Annotated in this window: 14 protein-coding genes and 1 other RNA gene; 9 read left to right on the forward strand and 6 right to left on the reverse strand. The window is 30.5% G+C overall.

Annotated features, from left to right (window positions below):
• The first annotated feature begins 4 nt into the window (after positions 1 to 4).
• The 3 genes from ACUXZJ_RS10945 to ACUXZJ_RS10955 all read left to right on the forward strand — a co-directional run bounded on the left by ACUXZJ_RS10945 (position 5) and on the right by ACUXZJ_RS10955 (position 3131).
• Positions 5 to 169, forward strand: a complete 165-nt coding sequence (locus tag ACUXZJ_RS10945) for a hypothetical protein (protein WP_163444998.1) — start codon at positions 5 to 7, stop codon at positions 167 to 169.
• Positions 170 to 362: 193 nt separating this feature from the next.
• Positions 363 to 1187, forward strand: a complete 825-nt coding sequence (locus ACUXZJ_RS10950; RefSeq protein WP_446194996.1) for a DNA adenine methylase — start codon at positions 363 to 365, stop codon at positions 1185 to 1187.
• Positions 1188 to 1367: 180 nt separating this feature from the next.
• Positions 1368 to 3131 carry an SPFH domain-containing protein gene (locus ACUXZJ_RS10955; protein WP_446194998.1) on the forward strand — a complete coding sequence of 588 codons (1764 nt, stop codon included), beginning with the start codon at positions 1368 to 1370 and terminating at the stop codon, positions 3129 to 3131.
• Positions 3132 to 3885: 754 nt separating this feature from the next.
• On the opposite strand, the gene ACUXZJ_RS10960 is transcribed toward ACUXZJ_RS10955, so the two are convergent.
• Together ACUXZJ_RS10960 and ACUXZJ_RS10965 are read right to left on the reverse strand one after the other, a co-directional pair.
• Positions 3886 to 4704 (reverse strand): lysophospholipid acyltransferase family protein, encoded by an 819-nt coding sequence (locus ACUXZJ_RS10960; RefSeq protein ID WP_060382097.1) that lies wholly within the window; start codon positions 4702 to 4704, stop codon positions 3886 to 3888.
• A 39-nt stretch (positions 4705 to 4743) separates the two neighbouring features.
• The gene (locus tag ACUXZJ_RS10965; RefSeq protein ID WP_060382098.1) at positions 4744 to 5382 is read right to left on the reverse strand and encodes an NUDIX hydrolase; all 639 of its coding nucleotides are present in this window, start codon (positions 5380 to 5382) and stop codon (positions 4744 to 4746) included.
• Between the two features lie 102 nt (positions 5383 to 5484).
• Between ACUXZJ_RS10965 and ACUXZJ_RS10970 the strand changes: the two genes are divergently transcribed.
• Positions 5485 to 5928 (forward strand): DUF4268 domain-containing protein, encoded by a 444-nt coding sequence (locus ACUXZJ_RS10970; RefSeq protein ID WP_060383824.1) that lies wholly within the window; start codon positions 5485 to 5487, stop codon positions 5926 to 5928.
• Positions 5929 to 6147: 219 nt separating this feature from the next.
• Here the strand turns inward: ACUXZJ_RS10970 and purB are convergent, their stop codons facing one another.
• The gene (gene purB, locus ACUXZJ_RS10975; RefSeq protein WP_060382099.1) at positions 6148 to 7491 is read right to left on the reverse strand and encodes an adenylosuccinate lyase; all 1344 of its coding nucleotides are present in this window, start codon (positions 7489 to 7491) and stop codon (positions 6148 to 6150) included.
• A gap of 281 nt (positions 7492 to 7772) precedes the next feature.
• Positions 7773 to 8690, reverse strand: a complete 918-nt coding sequence (lgt, locus tag ACUXZJ_RS10980; protein ID WP_060382100.1) for a prolipoprotein diacylglyceryl transferase — start codon at positions 8688 to 8690, stop codon at positions 7773 to 7775.
• A gap of 121 nt (positions 8691 to 8811) precedes the next feature.
• Here lgt and ACUXZJ_RS10985 point away from each other — a divergent pair, with 121 nt between their 5' ends.
• Positions 8812 to 10512, forward strand: a complete 1701-nt coding sequence (locus ACUXZJ_RS10985) for a pseudouridine synthase (protein WP_446195002.1) — start codon at positions 8812 to 8814, stop codon at positions 10510 to 10512.
• A gap of 71 nt (positions 10513 to 10583) precedes the next feature.
• Here ACUXZJ_RS10985 and ACUXZJ_RS10990 read toward each other — a convergent pair whose 3' ends face one another.
• Positions 10584 to 11651 carry a glutaminyl-peptide cyclotransferase gene (locus tag ACUXZJ_RS10990; RefSeq protein ID WP_060382102.1) on the reverse strand — a complete coding sequence of 356 codons (1068 nt, stop codon included), beginning with the start codon at positions 11649 to 11651 and terminating at the stop codon, positions 10584 to 10586.
• A gap of 88 nt (positions 11652 to 11739) precedes the next feature.
• On the opposite strand from ACUXZJ_RS10990, the gene ffs reads away from it, so the two are divergent.
• From ffs to fsa, 4 genes are all read left to right on the forward strand, one after another.
• An RNA gene (gene ffs, locus ACUXZJ_RS10995) (signal recognition particle sRNA small type) lies at positions 11740 to 11838 on the forward strand.
• Positions 11839 to 11915: 77 nt separating this feature from the next.
• Positions 11916 to 12908 (forward strand): enolase C-terminal domain-like protein, encoded by a 993-nt coding sequence (locus ACUXZJ_RS11000; protein WP_060382103.1) that lies wholly within the window; start codon positions 11916 to 11918, stop codon positions 12906 to 12908.
• A gap of 37 nt (positions 12909 to 12945) precedes the next feature.
• Entirely contained in the window at positions 12946 to 13752 is an 807-nt protein-coding gene (locus ACUXZJ_RS11005) for an SDR family oxidoreductase (RefSeq protein WP_060382104.1), read from the forward strand.
• Positions 13753 to 13877: 125 nt separating this feature from the next.
• Positions 13878 to 14534, forward strand: a complete 657-nt coding sequence (gene fsa, locus ACUXZJ_RS11010) for a fructose-6-phosphate aldolase (RefSeq protein WP_060382105.1) — start codon at positions 13878 to 13880, stop codon at positions 14532 to 14534.
• A gap of 501 nt (positions 14535 to 15035) precedes the next feature.
• Here the strand turns inward: fsa and kdsA are convergent.
• Entirely contained in the window at positions 15036 to 15854 is an 819-nt protein-coding gene (gene kdsA / locus ACUXZJ_RS11015; protein ID WP_060382106.1) for a 3-deoxy-8-phosphooctulonate synthase, read from the reverse strand.
• Positions 15855 to 15913 lie beyond the last annotated feature (59 nt).

Here is a 15913-nt window from a genome sequence, read left to right on the forward strand (position 1 = left end):
TTATATGATGAAAGCAATTTTTAAAAACTGGAAAACCACGTCCGCTGGCGTTGTTTCCATCGTGTCAGGAGTTTTGTTGTTTGTTAATGACAAAACAAAAACTATTGAAGCTTTAACAGCGGTATTAGCGGGAATTGGATTAATATTTTCGCAGGATGCCGTAAAGTAAAATTTCCTTTGGAGGAAGGGAATAAAAAAGTCCTCCGCAAAATTAAACATCTCACCTTTTAATTTTAGTGCAAAAACCACACAGCGGAGGACTAAAGTCTTCTGTAGTGTGGTTTTTTATGCTAAAAAGGTGAGTTTGCAAAGACAATCATCAAATTTAATTAAACAATCATCGATCAAAAAAAATCAAAAAAATGAAGAAAGTATTTTCATCCGCTCCGTTACCATTTATGGGGCAAAAACGAAAGTTTTTAAAACAATTCAAACCTGCTTTAAATGTATTTCCAGCCGATGCCATTTATGTAGATATGTTTGGTGGTTCGGGATTATTAAGCCACACAGTTAAGGCTTATTATCCAAATGCCACGGTAGTTTATAACGACTTCGACGGGTATAGCCAGCGACTGGCAAACATCGACAAAACCAACGTTTTGCTTGATGATATTAGGCTAATCTTGGTAAATCATCCAAAAGATAAACTCATTAAAGGAGAGGCACGTGAGCAAGTATTAGAGCGTGTCAAGTCAGAGGAAACCAAAGGCTATGTTGACTATATTACGCTTTCAAGCTCAATTCTTTTTAGTATGAATTACGCCACTTGTTATAAAGAATTTGAAAAATCTACGCTGTACAACTGTGTGCGACAATCCAACTACACCGCAGACGGTTATTTGGATGGAATTGAGGTCGTGCAAATGGATTATAAAGAATTGTTCAAGAAGTATAAGGACAGAAAAAATGTTGTGTTTTTGGTAGACCCGCCATACTTATCAACTGATGCCAGTACATATAAAGACTACTGGAACCTTAGGGATTATTTAGACGTTTTAAACGTGTTGGAAGGCTCAAATTATTTTTATTTCACGTCTAATAAGAGTCAAATCGTTGAGCTTTGTGAGTGGATTGAAACAAAAACGCCAATGAGTAATCCGTTTCACGGTTCGAAAATGGAAACTATGAATACACAAGTGAACAAAGCGAATTATACGGATATAATGTTGTATAAAAAAATAGCATAATGATAATGAGATAAAAAAACAATGGTTTAAATAGAGTTTAAAGTTAATTTAAAAAGGCATTGCGTGATAAGCAATGCCTTTTGTAATTTTGTAAAAAAATGGGCATTTGAATTTGAAAAAATGGGCATTTGAATTTTTTGATTATAGGACAAAATAGGTTTAGTAACCAAAAAATTTGTATTGTTTGGGACAGATAAATCGTTGCCAGATGGTAGAATTATAGCAACAAAGGGAGAAGCTGGTTTTCAGGCACAAACATTGGCTCCAGGATTGTATTGGGGGATGTGGATCTGGCAATATTCAGTAGATATGACCGCATTTACGATTATTCCAGAAGGAAAAATAGGTTTAATATTAAGCAAAGATGGAAAAGAAATTCCTACAGGTAGAATTTTAGCACGCAGAGTAGAATGTGATAATTATCAAGATGCTACAGGCTTTTTGGATAGAGGAGGACAAAAAGGTCGTCAAACAGCCTTTATTACGAGTGGATCGTATCGTATTAATACCTATTTATTTGAGATCGTTATCGTAGACCAAATTAAGATTTTTGAAAACATGGTTGGGATTGTAACAGCACTTGATGGAGAGCCTATACCTCATGGTCAAATTGCTGGAAAATTTGCTGATGGGCATAATAATTTTCAAAATTTTGATCGTTTTTTAGATCAAGGTGGAAATCGTGGTTTGCAACCGCAAGTAATGTTAGCAGGTTCTTATTATATAAACCCTTGGGCAATACAAATAGAACAAAATCCTATGACTGATGTTCCAATTGGGCATGTAGGAGTAGTGATTTCTTATATAGGAGAAGATGGACAAGATGTAACAGGAGAAACTTTTAAACACGGTAATATTGTTTCTAAAGGACAAAGAGGTGTATGGATGGAACCGCTAGGACCTGGTAAGTACGCGTTAAATAAATATACCACTAAATTAGAATTAGTTCCTACAACGAATTTGGTTTTAAATTGGGCAAATGCACGTAGTGAATCACATGATTTAGACAAAAATTTATCAACTATTACGGTTCGTTCAAAGGATGGATTCCCGTTTAATCTAGATGTATCTCAAATTATTCACGTTCCTGCAAATGAAGCACCTAAAATTATTGCCCGCTTTGGTAGTATGACTAATTTAGTTTCTCAAGTGTTAGAACCAACAATAGGAAACTATTTTCGTAATTCAGCACAAGATAGTGATGTAATATCATTCTTAAGTACACGTAAAGAGCGTCAGGAATCAGCAAAAGTACACATTAAAACCGTTTTAGATGAATATAATGTAAACGCAGTTGATACCTTAATTGGAGATATTATACCTCCTGAATCATTAATGAAAACATTAACGGATAGAAAAATAGCAGAAGAAGAACAAAAAACATATCAAACGCAAAAAATGGCACAAGAACAACGTCAAGGAGTTGAAAAAGAAACAGCCATTGCAGATATGCAAAAAGAAATTGTTCGAGCAGCTCAAAGCGTAGAAATAGCACAGCGTACAGCGGATGCTACTGTTAAAAAAGCAGAAGGAGATGCTGCTAGTTTAAAATTAAATGTTAATGCAGAAGCTGAGGCTACTAAAATGAGAGCTATTGCCGAGGCTGAGGCTACTAAGGCAAAGGCTGCTGCTCAAGCAGAAGCAACTAAATTAAATGCAAGTGCAGAAGCTGAAAAAATATCAAAAACAGGTCTAGCCGAAGCTGAAAAAATTATGGCTATTGGTAAATCAACAGCAGAATCATATCAATTACAAGTTTCCGCAATGGGTGGCGATAATTTTACTAAATATAAAATTACAGAAGAAATTGGTAAAGGAAATATTAAAGTAATTCCTGAAGTACTAATTTCAGGTTCAAATGGAACGGATGGAGGTATTAGTGGTCTATTAGGTATGAAATTAATGGAACTTATGAACACATCTAACGACTCTAAAAAAGAATAACGATTTTTTTATCATTTATTTGTTACTGTTTAATAATGACTAACAACTGGGTGTCCGAAAAGTAATATTTTAATGTGTAGTTTGTTTTTTCAACAATTAAATCCAAATTGCCATTAGAAAATGTTACAAATTAAGACACCCTTTTTTATAAAATACCTATCATTAACTTTTGATTAACTAACTCTTAACCTACGATAACCTAGTGTTTGCGCAATTTTGAATAAAAAAATATACGTCATTCAGTTGTTTTATTATTTCTATTTCTAAATTGGAAATTAGTCAGTAAAGAAGTTAAAAAAGATTCAAGAAAAAGGATTCAAGAAATTCAAATTCTTAATACACAAAAAACTATTGAGCGAAAAATAGATAGAGTACAGTTTATAACAACTCCAACCAATAAAGCCAGTACTGTATGGGGTATTTAAAAAAAATCTCAAGGAATTATTACCAAAGGTAATAACTTGACAGTAAAAGGAAAAAGTATTAAGCTTATGATAAATGATAAAACTATTAATCTGTCAGGAGAAGAACTCAAATCGTTTTTAGAAAACATGAGAGGGGATGAATTAAAAAAAATGAGATCATAGAAAATCCACCTGTACGATATGATGCTCAAAATGGAGTCATCATTAATTGAAAAACTAAAAAAAGGGATCAACTTTAATTAAAAGTTAAACCCCATTATTATAACTTACACACTTTAGTGCCTAAAAAATATTAAAATAAGTTAATTTACTTTTAGTACCCTGTTTTTTTAATCAATATGCCATTTTCGTAGCTTATTTAGTTCTTCCTGTTCTCTAATTTCTTCTACAGATAAGACCTTTAAAAAAGAAGGATGCTGTTCTATTGCAAATTCAATCTTTTCTACAATAGATTCAATAGACTCGTTATCATAATCTATTTGTAGAGGTTCTTTAACTGTAAAACTTTGTAAAATACCTTTTTTCTTAGTAATAAGTCCCTTTTTATCAAAAGATCTTCTAAAACCATCTATTACAATAGGTACAACAATAGGTTTATATTCTTTTATAATATGGGCAGTTCCTTTTCTTACAGGTTTAAAGGATTTAGTAGTACCTTGTGGAAACGTAATTACCCAACCATCATTTAAAGCAATTTCAATATTTCTAAAATCAGATAGATTAACTTGTTTTTGTTCGTGTTTTTCTAAATCTTTACCACCCGCTCTCCATGTTCTTTCAACAGATATGGCACCTACATAAGACATAATTTTAGTAAGTAAATTAGCATCAAGTGTTTCTTTAGCTCCTATATAATAAAGATTTAACTTAGGTTTCCATAAGTAACCAATATTTTTAATATTATTTTCACGACCTTTTAGGCTTGCATTAAAAACATGAAACATGGCTACTACATCAGCAAAATAAGTTTGATGATTAGATATAAATAATACATTCGTATTAGGTAAATTACGTATGATTTCCGATCCCTCAATGTTAAGTTGGTTAAATCCTCGGTATCTACGATGAGTACAAATTCCAAATAGAATAATGATCCATCTTTTTATAAGTAGTATATGTCCGAAAGGATTTCGTTTAAATAGTCCCATATTTTTTAATTTGGAGCTGGCAAATGTATGAAAAAAAAATTACAAGACTTTTTTTATAGTATCTTTAAGTTCGCTCATCATCATAGCAGTTGCGCCCCAAATGATACGATTCTGTATTTCAAAAGCAGGAATTTTAATTTCAGTTGCATAAGATGTGTTCATATTTACATAAGTAATGTTGCGATCGTCTAAAAAATCTTGTAAAGATAGTTCTATTATACCAGCGACTTCTTCTGGATTTAATTGAAACAAAATTTCTTCATGACAAATTCCTAAAAAAGGGGAAACTAAGAAATTACTAGGTGGAATATATACTTCTGTAAAAGGTCTTATGATCTCTATTTTATCTTTAGATATTCCAATTTCTTCATAGGTTTCTCTTAGAGCAGTTTCAGATAAATCTTTATCAAAAGGTTCAACCTTTCCTCCAGGAAATGCTATTTGAGAAGAATGTACTCCAGGGTATGAATTTCGGATAATTAAAGCCAAATAAGTAAAATGATCTTTAGGATAAAAGAGCATCATTACAGCCGCCTTTTTAGCTATGATACTATCTGTATTAAGTTCTTCTAAAAGCTTGATACGTTCAGGAGGAATCATTTTAGAATGAGACTTTATTGCAGGGAGTGTTTCTTTTGCTATTTTTGGGATATATTTTAAAAAACTAGTAAATTCCATCTAAATCAAGTTTTAACAAGATTATTTGTAGTAAGGATGCTACATAAATCTTATAAATTTAAAATTATTTTTTGGGATATACAATTATTAAAAGTTTTAACTATGTATAGTAAAGAGGAAAGTATACAAATAAAAAAGGAATTTTGGACAAAATTTGCAGAAGCCTACCCTAGAAAATGGCTGTTGTATAATACAAAAATAAAAGATGTTAGTTTTAAGTTTTTTATAGACAATAAAAAAGCGCAAGTTTTATTAGAAATAGAACCTAGAGATGAAGAAAAAAGAAAAATATATTTTGAAAAGATAGAATCTTTAAAAACTATCTTATTAGAGGATTACTTACCAGAGGCCATTTTTGAACGTAATTATTATCTTGAAAACGGGAAAATAGTAAGTCGTATTTGGGTGGAACTCTCAGGTATTAGTATTAATAATAAGTCAACTTGGGATCGTGTTTTTGATTTTTTCTATGAACAAATGGATGCTTTTGAACGATTTTTTTATGAAAATGAAGATTATATAAAGGATCTTGAAATTAATACTTAAAGAGTAATAAAAACAAGAAAAGAAATAAATTTTAGAAAAAGATAAAGAGGGTGTCCTAGAAACATACAATCTCATTGTTTTATTTTCAAAGGAAGCTTAAGCGAAGTAAAACGGAAAAATCCATTACTATTATATTGATTATGAAATTTCTTCTGTTCTTAGAGTAACAGATGAAGTTTTAATTTTTTGTTTTGGACAGCCTCTTTATTTGTAAAAATATTAAATACCTAAATAATTATTAGGGGTTATAGCTTTTAACTCTACTTTAATAATATCAGAAACATTTAGCGTATCGATAAAAGTATGTATAGAATCTTTGTTGATAATTGTATTAGTTCTTGTAAGATCTTTTAAAGCTTCATAAGGATTAGGATAACCTTCTCTTCTAAGGATAGTTTGAATAGCCTCTGCCACTACAGCCCAATTTTTTTCTAAGTCTTCTGTAAATTTTTCTTCGTTTAGTAATAATTTATTAAGTCCTTTAAGAGTAGCTTCAAAAGCAATGAGGGTATGTCCCATAGGAACTCCTATATTTCTAAGAACGGTACTATCTGTTAAATCACGTTGTAGTCTGGAAATAGGTAGTTTAGAAGACAAGTGCTCAAAAAGAGCATTAGCAATACCTAGATTACCTTCTGAATTTTCAAAATCAATTGGATTTACTTTATGAGGCATAGCACTTGATCCAATTTCTCCTGCTTTTATTTTTTGTTTAAAATACTCCATTGAAACATACGTCCAGATGTCTCGATCTAAATCAATAAAAATAGTATTAATTCTTTTTAAAGCATCAAAAAAAGCTGCAAAATGATCGTAATGTTCTATTTGTGTAGTAGGAAAAGAATGGTGTAATCCAAGCGTTTTTTCTACAAATTGAGTTCCAAAAGACTTCCAGTCATGGTTAGGATAAGCCACTTTATGAGCGTTGTAATTGCCTGTAGCACCTCCAAATTTAGCAGCAAAAGGAATGCTATATAATAATTTGAGTTGTTCTTCTAAACGTTGAACAAAAACAAAAATCTCTTTACCCAAACGAGTAGGAGATGCAGGTTGCCCGTGTGTACGAGCAAGCATAGGCACCTCTTTCCATTCTATCGCCAACTCTTTTAGTTTTTCAATAACACGGGTTAAGCTAGGTATATAAATATTTTCAAAAGCATCTTTCGTAGAAAGAGGGATTGCTGTGTTATTAATATCTTGTGAGGTAAGCCCAAAGTGAATAAATTCTTTGTATTCTTCTAAACCTAATTCATCAAATTGCTTTTTTATGAAATATTCAACAGCTTTTACATCATGATTAGTGGTTTTTTCAGTATTTTTTATCCATAATGCGTCTTCTGTAGAAAAATTCTGGTAAATTTTTCGTAGTTCAGGAAAAATAGAAGCGTTGATTTCCTTAAGCTGTGGTAGACCAGTCTCAATGAGAGCAATGAAGTACTCAACTTCTATTAAAACACGGTATTTAATTAAAGCTTCTTCTGAAAAATAAGGAGAAAGACTAACGGTTTTACTTCTATAACGACCATCAATAGGTGATATAGCATTTAATTCTGTTAATAGCATTTTGTGTGTTGTTTTTAAAAAGAGCAAATATAGTCAGAATTCTTTTTTTAGACTTAGAAAATATGATTAAGAAAGAGAGATTTTAATCTTTGTTTATGTTAAATAATAAAAAAAGGGGGAGGTTGTCTGAAAAGGAAAAATTTAATATCTACTTTGTTACTTTAGCTAAAAAGGGAGAACTCACATTATGAATGTTGTGTGAGTTCTCCCTTTGCCTAAAATGAAAGATTGTACATTTTTCAGACAATCTCATATTTTTTTATTTATGGAAAAATAAAATGTTATTTTTTAGAGGCTTTGATAACTAAATAAATACCTATAATAATAAAAGGAACACTCAACCATTGTCCTGTACTCATAATGCCTAATGTGTTTTCAAAACCACCTTGACTTTCTTTTATTGATTCTACAATGATTCGTATGGTGAATAAAGTAATAAGGAAAGTACCAAACAATAACCCTTCTTTATTTCTAGCATCCGTTTTCCAGTACATATAAAATAATAAGACAAAAACAAAAATGTAACCAAATGCCTCATATAATTGTGAAGGATGTTTAGCTGGTATACTATCTACTAATGAAGCATATTTTGGATTTGTGGTTAATTCTTTATATGCTTCTCTATAGTTGCTAATGCCTGTTGTAGTAATAGCTTCATTTTTAGAAATGGCATCTTGAACAAATTTTATTCCAAAGATTGATTGAGTCTGATTTCCTACAATTTCTGAATTAAAAAAGTTTCCTAGTCGGACAAATATAGCTCCACTTGCCACCGGAATTACGATTCTATCTAATACCCATAAAAAAGGTCTGTTGAGGATGTTTTTAGAATAAAAATACATACAAGCAATTACAGATATAGCAGCCCCATGACTTGCTAATCCTTGAAAGCCTGTAAATTCAAATTCAGGTCTAAAACGTACAGGAAGTAATATTTCTTCTAGATGGTTTTTATAATAACTCCAGTCATAAAAGAAAACATGACCTAAGCGAGCTCCCAATAAAACAGAAACTACCATCCAGATAAAAAGAGAATCTAATTTTTCAATTGACTCTCCCTCTCTTATAAAGATTCTTTTCATAATGGCAATTCCTAAAGAAAATGCAATTACAAACATTAAACTATAAAAACGGATTGTAAAATTGCCTATTGAAATACCATCTACTGGATTCCAAATAATAGCTAATAAATGATTCATAAGTTATTTTTTCAAGTCTACCAAAAGTAGAATTATAAAAATAGAAATCCAAATCTACATATAAAAATAGTTTAAATAGAATATAATATATAACTCAGAATAGTTTCGGATTGATGATTTTATGAATCCTTTATTTTATCTTTGTCCCATGCAAAATTTAATGTTTTTTCAGCCTTTTAAAAGTAATATTTCAGGGATTACGTTGCCTAAAAAATTTACATTTCCGTTTTATTATGAACCGCATGAGTTAGCTGTAATTGCTAGTCAGGAATTACAGGCATATTTAGAAAATCAAAATGATTTTGAACATAATTTTGGTTTAAAACAAGGACAAGAAGGGCTTATTATAGGTAAAATGTTTGGTGTTTTAGTATGTCAGGATTTAGAAGGAAAAATGGGGTATTTATGGGCATTTTCAGGTAAATTGGCAGAACAAAATCAACTTAATTATTTTGTGCCCACAGTATATGATATGCTAGATTCTTCTAGTTTTTATAAAGAAGAAGAAGCCCAGATTAATCAATTAAATAAACATATTAATTTAGCAGAAACAAATCTTGAATATTTAGCCTCATTGTCTTTTTTAGAAAAAGTAAATGCAGAAGCTGAGAAGGATATTCAAAGTCAAAAAGAACGTATAAAAGAACAGAAAAAAATCCGCGAAGATTTACGGAATAAAGCTTTCTTGAGTATGACTAAAGAGCAGCAAGAACCTTATTTTATACAATTGAGTGAACAAAGTAAAAACGAAGCTATTTTACTAAAAAAAATGACAAAATATTGGAATTTCAAAAAAACAGAAGCAAAAGAAAAGGTTCAAGTTTTTGAAAACCAAATTTTAGCATTAAAAGAACAAAGAAAAAAACGATCAGCTCAAACGCAACAACGATTATTTGCTGAATATTCTTTTTTAAACCAATTTGGAGAAACCAAGAGTATAGGAGAAATTTTTAATAATAATCCGCCTGCTGGAGCAGGGGAGTGCGCAGCACCTAAACTATTGCATTATGCTTTCAAGAATAAATTAAAACCTTTATGTATGGCTGAATTTTGGTGGGGACAATCACCTAAAAGCGAAATACGTAAACATAAACAGTTTTATCCTGCATGTAAAGGTAAATGTGAACCTATTTTATTAGGACACATGTTAGAAGGTATTAAAATGGAAGACAACCCATTTTATAAAAATCCTGCGGAAGGAAAAGATATTGAAATTATATATGAAGATAATTATATGTTGGCAATTAATAAACCAGCAGAGTTCTTATCAGTACCTGGTAAATTAGTATCCGATTCAGTATATGAACGAATTAAGAAAAAATATCCAAATGCTACAGGACCTTTAGTAGTACATCGTTTGGATATGTCAACTTCTGGTATCATGTTAATTGCTAAAACAGAAGAAATATACGTGGCATTACAAAGTCAATTTATTAAACGGACAGTAAAAAAGTGCTATGAAGCTATTTTAGATGGTTTGATAAAGGATGATAAAGGATATATAGATTTACCATTGCGAGTAGATTTAGAGGATCGTCCAAGGCAAATGGTATGTTACGAATATGGAAAACCAGCGCAGACAGTTTGGGAAAAAATTTCAGTTGAAAATAATAAAACAAGAGTGTATTTTTATCCAATAACAGGACGTACTCATCAGCTAAGAGTACATGCTTCACATTCTCTAGGATTAAATACTCCTATTGCAGGTGATGATCTATATGGTACAAAGGTTGAACGATTGCATTTACATGCTAAATCTATAACCTTTGTACATCCAATAACTCATCAGAGCTTGACTATAGAAGTAAAAGCTAATTTTTAGTTTATGCTTTTATTTTAGTGCGAGGGAATAAAAAAACGATTAAAATTCGTTTGTAAAACGAGTCAAAATTTTTATTCTATAATTTTTATTTCAAACATTTTATCCCAATTTTTACCCGTTACAAACAAAGTTTTGCTACTAGGATTATAGGCGATACCATTTAAAACGTCTAAATCAGGATGTTGTGTTACTTTATTTTTTAATTCACCCAAGTCAATTACTGACTCAACAGCACCTGAAGTAGGATTGATAATAACAATAGCGTCTTTTTGATAAATATTGGCATATATTTTATCATTTACCCATTCTAATTCATTGATAGCAGGCACTTTTGTGCTATTTGTATAAACATTAATGTGGTCTATTTCCTTGAAATTTTCAGGATTTATAATGCTAATTCTTTCAGAGCTATCAGTCATAAAAAGATTTTTACCATTTGTAGTTAATCCCCATCCTTCCATTTTTTTGAAATACTTAAAAGTTTTTTCTTTTTTAAAAGTACGAGCATCATATACATAACCTTCATTATTTAGCCAAGTCAATTGGTAAATTTTGTTATTTAAAAAAGTAATACCTTCACCAAAAACAGATTCAGGGAGTTCTATTTTTTGAATTACCGCACCTGTTTTATAATTTGTTTTTCGAAGGCTAGAAATACCTTTTTGTCCCGTAGAAACTCCTGATCCGTTACCTGTTCCTTCATATAAAAAGCCTTGATAAAACTCTAATCCTTGAGTATATGCTTTTAAATCATGAGGATAAGTAGCTACTAGCTGATATTTTAAAAGTTTGGGTTCTTCTTTAGCAACTAATTCTACTCTTGCTGCTAATTCTTGTACATCGCCTTCGTAATATACCATGGCTTTTAGGTTCTGATAACCTAGTTTTATTTCATTGAGAGTATATATAAAGTTATTATTTCCTTTTATAGAACCAATTCTTTTTTCATTATTAAAAAAAGAAATAGAGTCGATGTTTTTCTCATTTTTGTTTGTTACTGTAATAGAAATTTCATCACCTGAGTGATAAAAGGCTTTAAATTGCGTCTCGTCTATAGAAAATAAATTTTTTTTATCACCTTCGCAACTGCTTCCTATTACAAGTAATGATATGAAAGTTAGTAAGTTATAATTTTTCATTTTTCATTTTTTTTTCATTCACAATATACAAAAGGAATTTTGTTTATCAAAAGGCTTGCAAAAATATAAAAAGGTTGTATATTTGCACCGGCAAGTCCTACACGACCAGCTCCTGCAAACTCCTCCAGGGTGGGAACGCAGCAAAGGTAAGCGGTTGTAGCGGTGCGATGTAGGTCGCTTGCCTTTTTTGACGAAAAAAAAATGTTTACAACTATATGATCCCGATTTATTCGGGATTTTTTATTTTAGACGAAATTTTATTCCATGGAACTAACTTGGCAAAAGGTTAAATTACCATTAAAAGAAACTTTTTCTATAGCTTATGGAAATTATTCTTTTAGAAATGCTTTGATTGTAGTTTTAAAAAAATCAGGAACCATAGGTTATGGAGAATGCACGGAAATAGATTATTACAATATTAAAATAGAAAATTTAATAGTTGAACTAAACTCAATCAAAAAATGGATTGAAAATCAAAAAATAAAGCACCCTTTCGAGTTCTATAAATTAATTTCTCAAAAAAAACTTTCTTCTTTTATTTCTTCGGCTTTAGACTGTGCTTATTGGGATTTGTATGGGAAACTTGAGAGAAAACATTTTATAGAATTAAATAAAATAGATAATAAAATTATACCTGAATCATCTATTACAATTAGTGTAGATAGCTTGGAAAAACAAAAGGAAAAAATAGAGTCATTGACTTGGAGAAAATGTAAAGTAAAATGCAAAGGATTGCAAAAAGATTCTCTTTATATGTTATCTCAGTTACAAAAGGATATAGCTATTGATTCTAATGCTAGTTTTACAAAAGAAGATTGTAAATGGTTAGAAGCACAAGAATTTGTTTCAAAATTTATTTATTTAGAACAACCTATGAAGGTTGGAGAATATAAGAACCTAAATAAATCTAGTTATGCCAACTGGATGGCAGATGAAGATTTTCAGAATAGCTTACAGTTAGACGAATTAGCAGATCATTACGGAAGTATAAATATAAAATTAGTTAAATGTGGGGGATTAACACCTGCTTTAAAAATTATTTATGAGGCTAGAAAATTAAAATATAAAATTATGATAGGATGTATGACTGAATCTACCATTGGTATTTCAGCAGGTGCAGTATTGGCTCCTTTAGTAGATTATGTAGATTTAGATGGGGCTAATTTACTAGCGTCAGATATTGCCTATGGGTCAGAAGTAATAGGAGGTAAAATTATTTTAAATGAAGCGCCAGGATTAGGAATATCAGTTAAATAAAAAAAAGAATAAAATCAGTTTTTTCATAAATAAAAAAATGGATAAAAAAGTAGTAGTAATTACAGGGGCATCTTCAGGAATAGGAAAGGCAATAGGAGAACTTTTACAAGATAAAGGATATATTGTGTATGGAACGAGCAGAAATCCAGTAAGAGTAGAGAAATCTAAAATTCAATTAATAGCATTAGATGTTAGAAATGTTGATACAATAAAAAAAGCGGTAGAAGAAATTATTGCTAAATCAGGTAGGATAGATGTATTAATTAATAATGCAGGCGTTGGAATTACAGGTCCTATAGAAGAAATTCCTACAGAAGAAATGCGTATTCATTTTGAAACAAATTTATTTGGACCTATTGAAGTTATAAAAGCAGTTTTACCTCAAATGCGCTCACAAAAATCAGGTCTAATTATAAATATAACATCTATAGCGGGCTATATGGGATTGCCTTATAGAGGGGTTTATTCCGCGTCTAAAGGAGCTTTAGGTTTGGTTACAGAAGCTTTACGTATGGAAACAAAACAATTCGGTATAGAAATTACAAATATTGCTCCTGGTGATTTTGCTACTAATATAGCAGCAGGACGTTATCATGCTCCCGTAATCAAAGGATCCGCTTATGAAAAAGTATACGGAAACACTCTTAGCGAAATGAATATACATGTAGACAATGGTCATGATCCTATAGAAATGGCGAAAGCTGTATTAAAAATTATTCATACTTCTAAACCTAAAGTACATTACAAAGTAGGTGCTTTTATGCAAAAAATGTCTATTGTACTAAAAAGGATATTACCTGATAGAATGTACGAAAAAATGCTAATGAATCACTATAAACTTTAATTCGTCAATATTTAAATCATAATTATTTTTTTGACAGAATTGTTTAGGATAATTACTATTGATATTGAAATTGAATTCGTAATTTTGCTTTATACACAGCTATAATTTAATATTAAAAAAAGAAGATGAAATTTTTTATTGACACAGCCAATTTAGATCAAATTAGAGAAGCGCAAGCATTAGGAATCTTAGATGGGGTAACCACAAACCCTTCTTTAATGGCAAAAGAAGGTATTACGGGTAAAAATAATATCTTAAAACATTATGTTGATATTTGTGCTATCGTAGAAGGAGACGTAAGTGCAGAGGTAAATGCAATGGATTTTGAAGGAATGATAAAAGAAGGCGAAGAGTTGGCTGAATTACACGAGCAGATTGTTGTTAAGCTACCTATGACAAAAGAAGGTATAAAAGCTTGTAAATATTTTTCAGATAGAGGAATCAAAACAAATGTAACTTTAGTGTTTTCTGCAGGACAAGCATTATTAGCTGCAAAAGCAGGGGCAACTTATGTTTCTCCTTTTTTAGGACGTTTAGACGATGTGTCTACAGATGGTTTAAATTTAATAGCAGAAATTCGTGATATTTATGATAACTATGCTTTTGAAACTCAAATTTTAGCAGCTTCTGTTCGTCACACAATGCACATTGTAAACTGTGCTAAAATAGGAGCAGATGTTATGACAGGTCCTTTATCTGCTATTACTGGTTTGCTTAAACATCCTTTAACAGATATTGGAATTGCACAATTTATTGCAGATTATGAAAAAGGAAATAAATAATTTCTGATTTTAGATACACAAAAAGAATATATTAAAAAAAAACACTTACCAATCTTTATGGTAAGTGTTTTTTTTTAATAATTAGTAAATCTTATCAGACGGAATCAAATAAAAATATTATACCATTTAAATTTTGAATTTTCTTTTTAAAAATAGTACATCTACAAAAGCAATAAAAATTAGTACTGGTTCCCGATGCGCTTCGCGCTCGAACTAACGATGATTTCAATTATATACTCAATGGTCTGTTCGAGTTGTTTTTAAAATGAAAAAAAACGTATCGAGAGCTTTATTTCTTAATTCAGTATATTTTAAGTTTAAATGGTATTAGTTTTCAATAAGACTTTTTTATACTGAATTATTTTTTATATAAAAACCTGTTTTTGACTATTTTTGTTCAAAAACAGGTATGTATTGTATTAAATAAGTTGAATTTTTGATTTATCTCTTAAAATAATTTATTTTAAGAATAAAAAAATTTTAGAATAAGAAAAAAACTAATTAAAATTGATTAATTGTTTGTCTAATTGCAACTAATTTTTTCATTAGATTTTCAAAATAATCTAAATGTAACATATTAGCTCCATCACTTTTAGCATTAGCAGGATCAAAATGTGTTTCTATAAATATACCATCTACACCTACTGCTATTCCTGCCTTTGCAATGGTTTCAATCATATCAGGTCTACCACCTGTTACACCTACTAATTGATTAGGTTGTTGTAATGAATGAGTTATATCTAATACGGTAGTAGCCATTTGACGCATAGTAGGAATTCCTCTGAAATCAACAATCATGTCTTGATATCCAAACATAGTTCCTCTATCTGTAACCATTACGTTTTCATTATTAGAGTCTAATACTTTTTGAACAGCATGTTTCATACTTTCAGGACTCATGAATTGTCCCTTTTTTAAATTGACTGTTTTTTTTGTTTGTGCAGCAGCTACAACTAAATCTGTTTGGCGTACTAAGAAAGCAGGTATTTGTAAAATATCAACAAATTCGGCTGCCATTGCAGCATCTTCGTTAGTATGAATATCAGTAATGGTAGGAATATTGAACTCCTTACTTACTTTTTGTAAAATTTTCAGGGCTTTTTCATCTCCAATACCTGTAAAACTGTCTACGCGAGAGCGATTAGCTTTTTTAAATGAACCTTTAAATACATAAGGAATTTTTAGATCATCTGTAATTTTTACTAAACGTTCAGCTATTTTCATGGCCATTTCTTCACCTTCTATGGCACAAGGTCCAGAAAGAACAAAAAAATTGTTGCTATCTAAATGTTTGATATTAGGAATATTTTCTAGATTCATTTTAGATTAATTTTTGCAAATATAATTTATATATATGAGTGTAGCAGTACTTCAATCGA

This window comes from Flavobacterium sp. TN-1 (assembly GCF_052828645.1).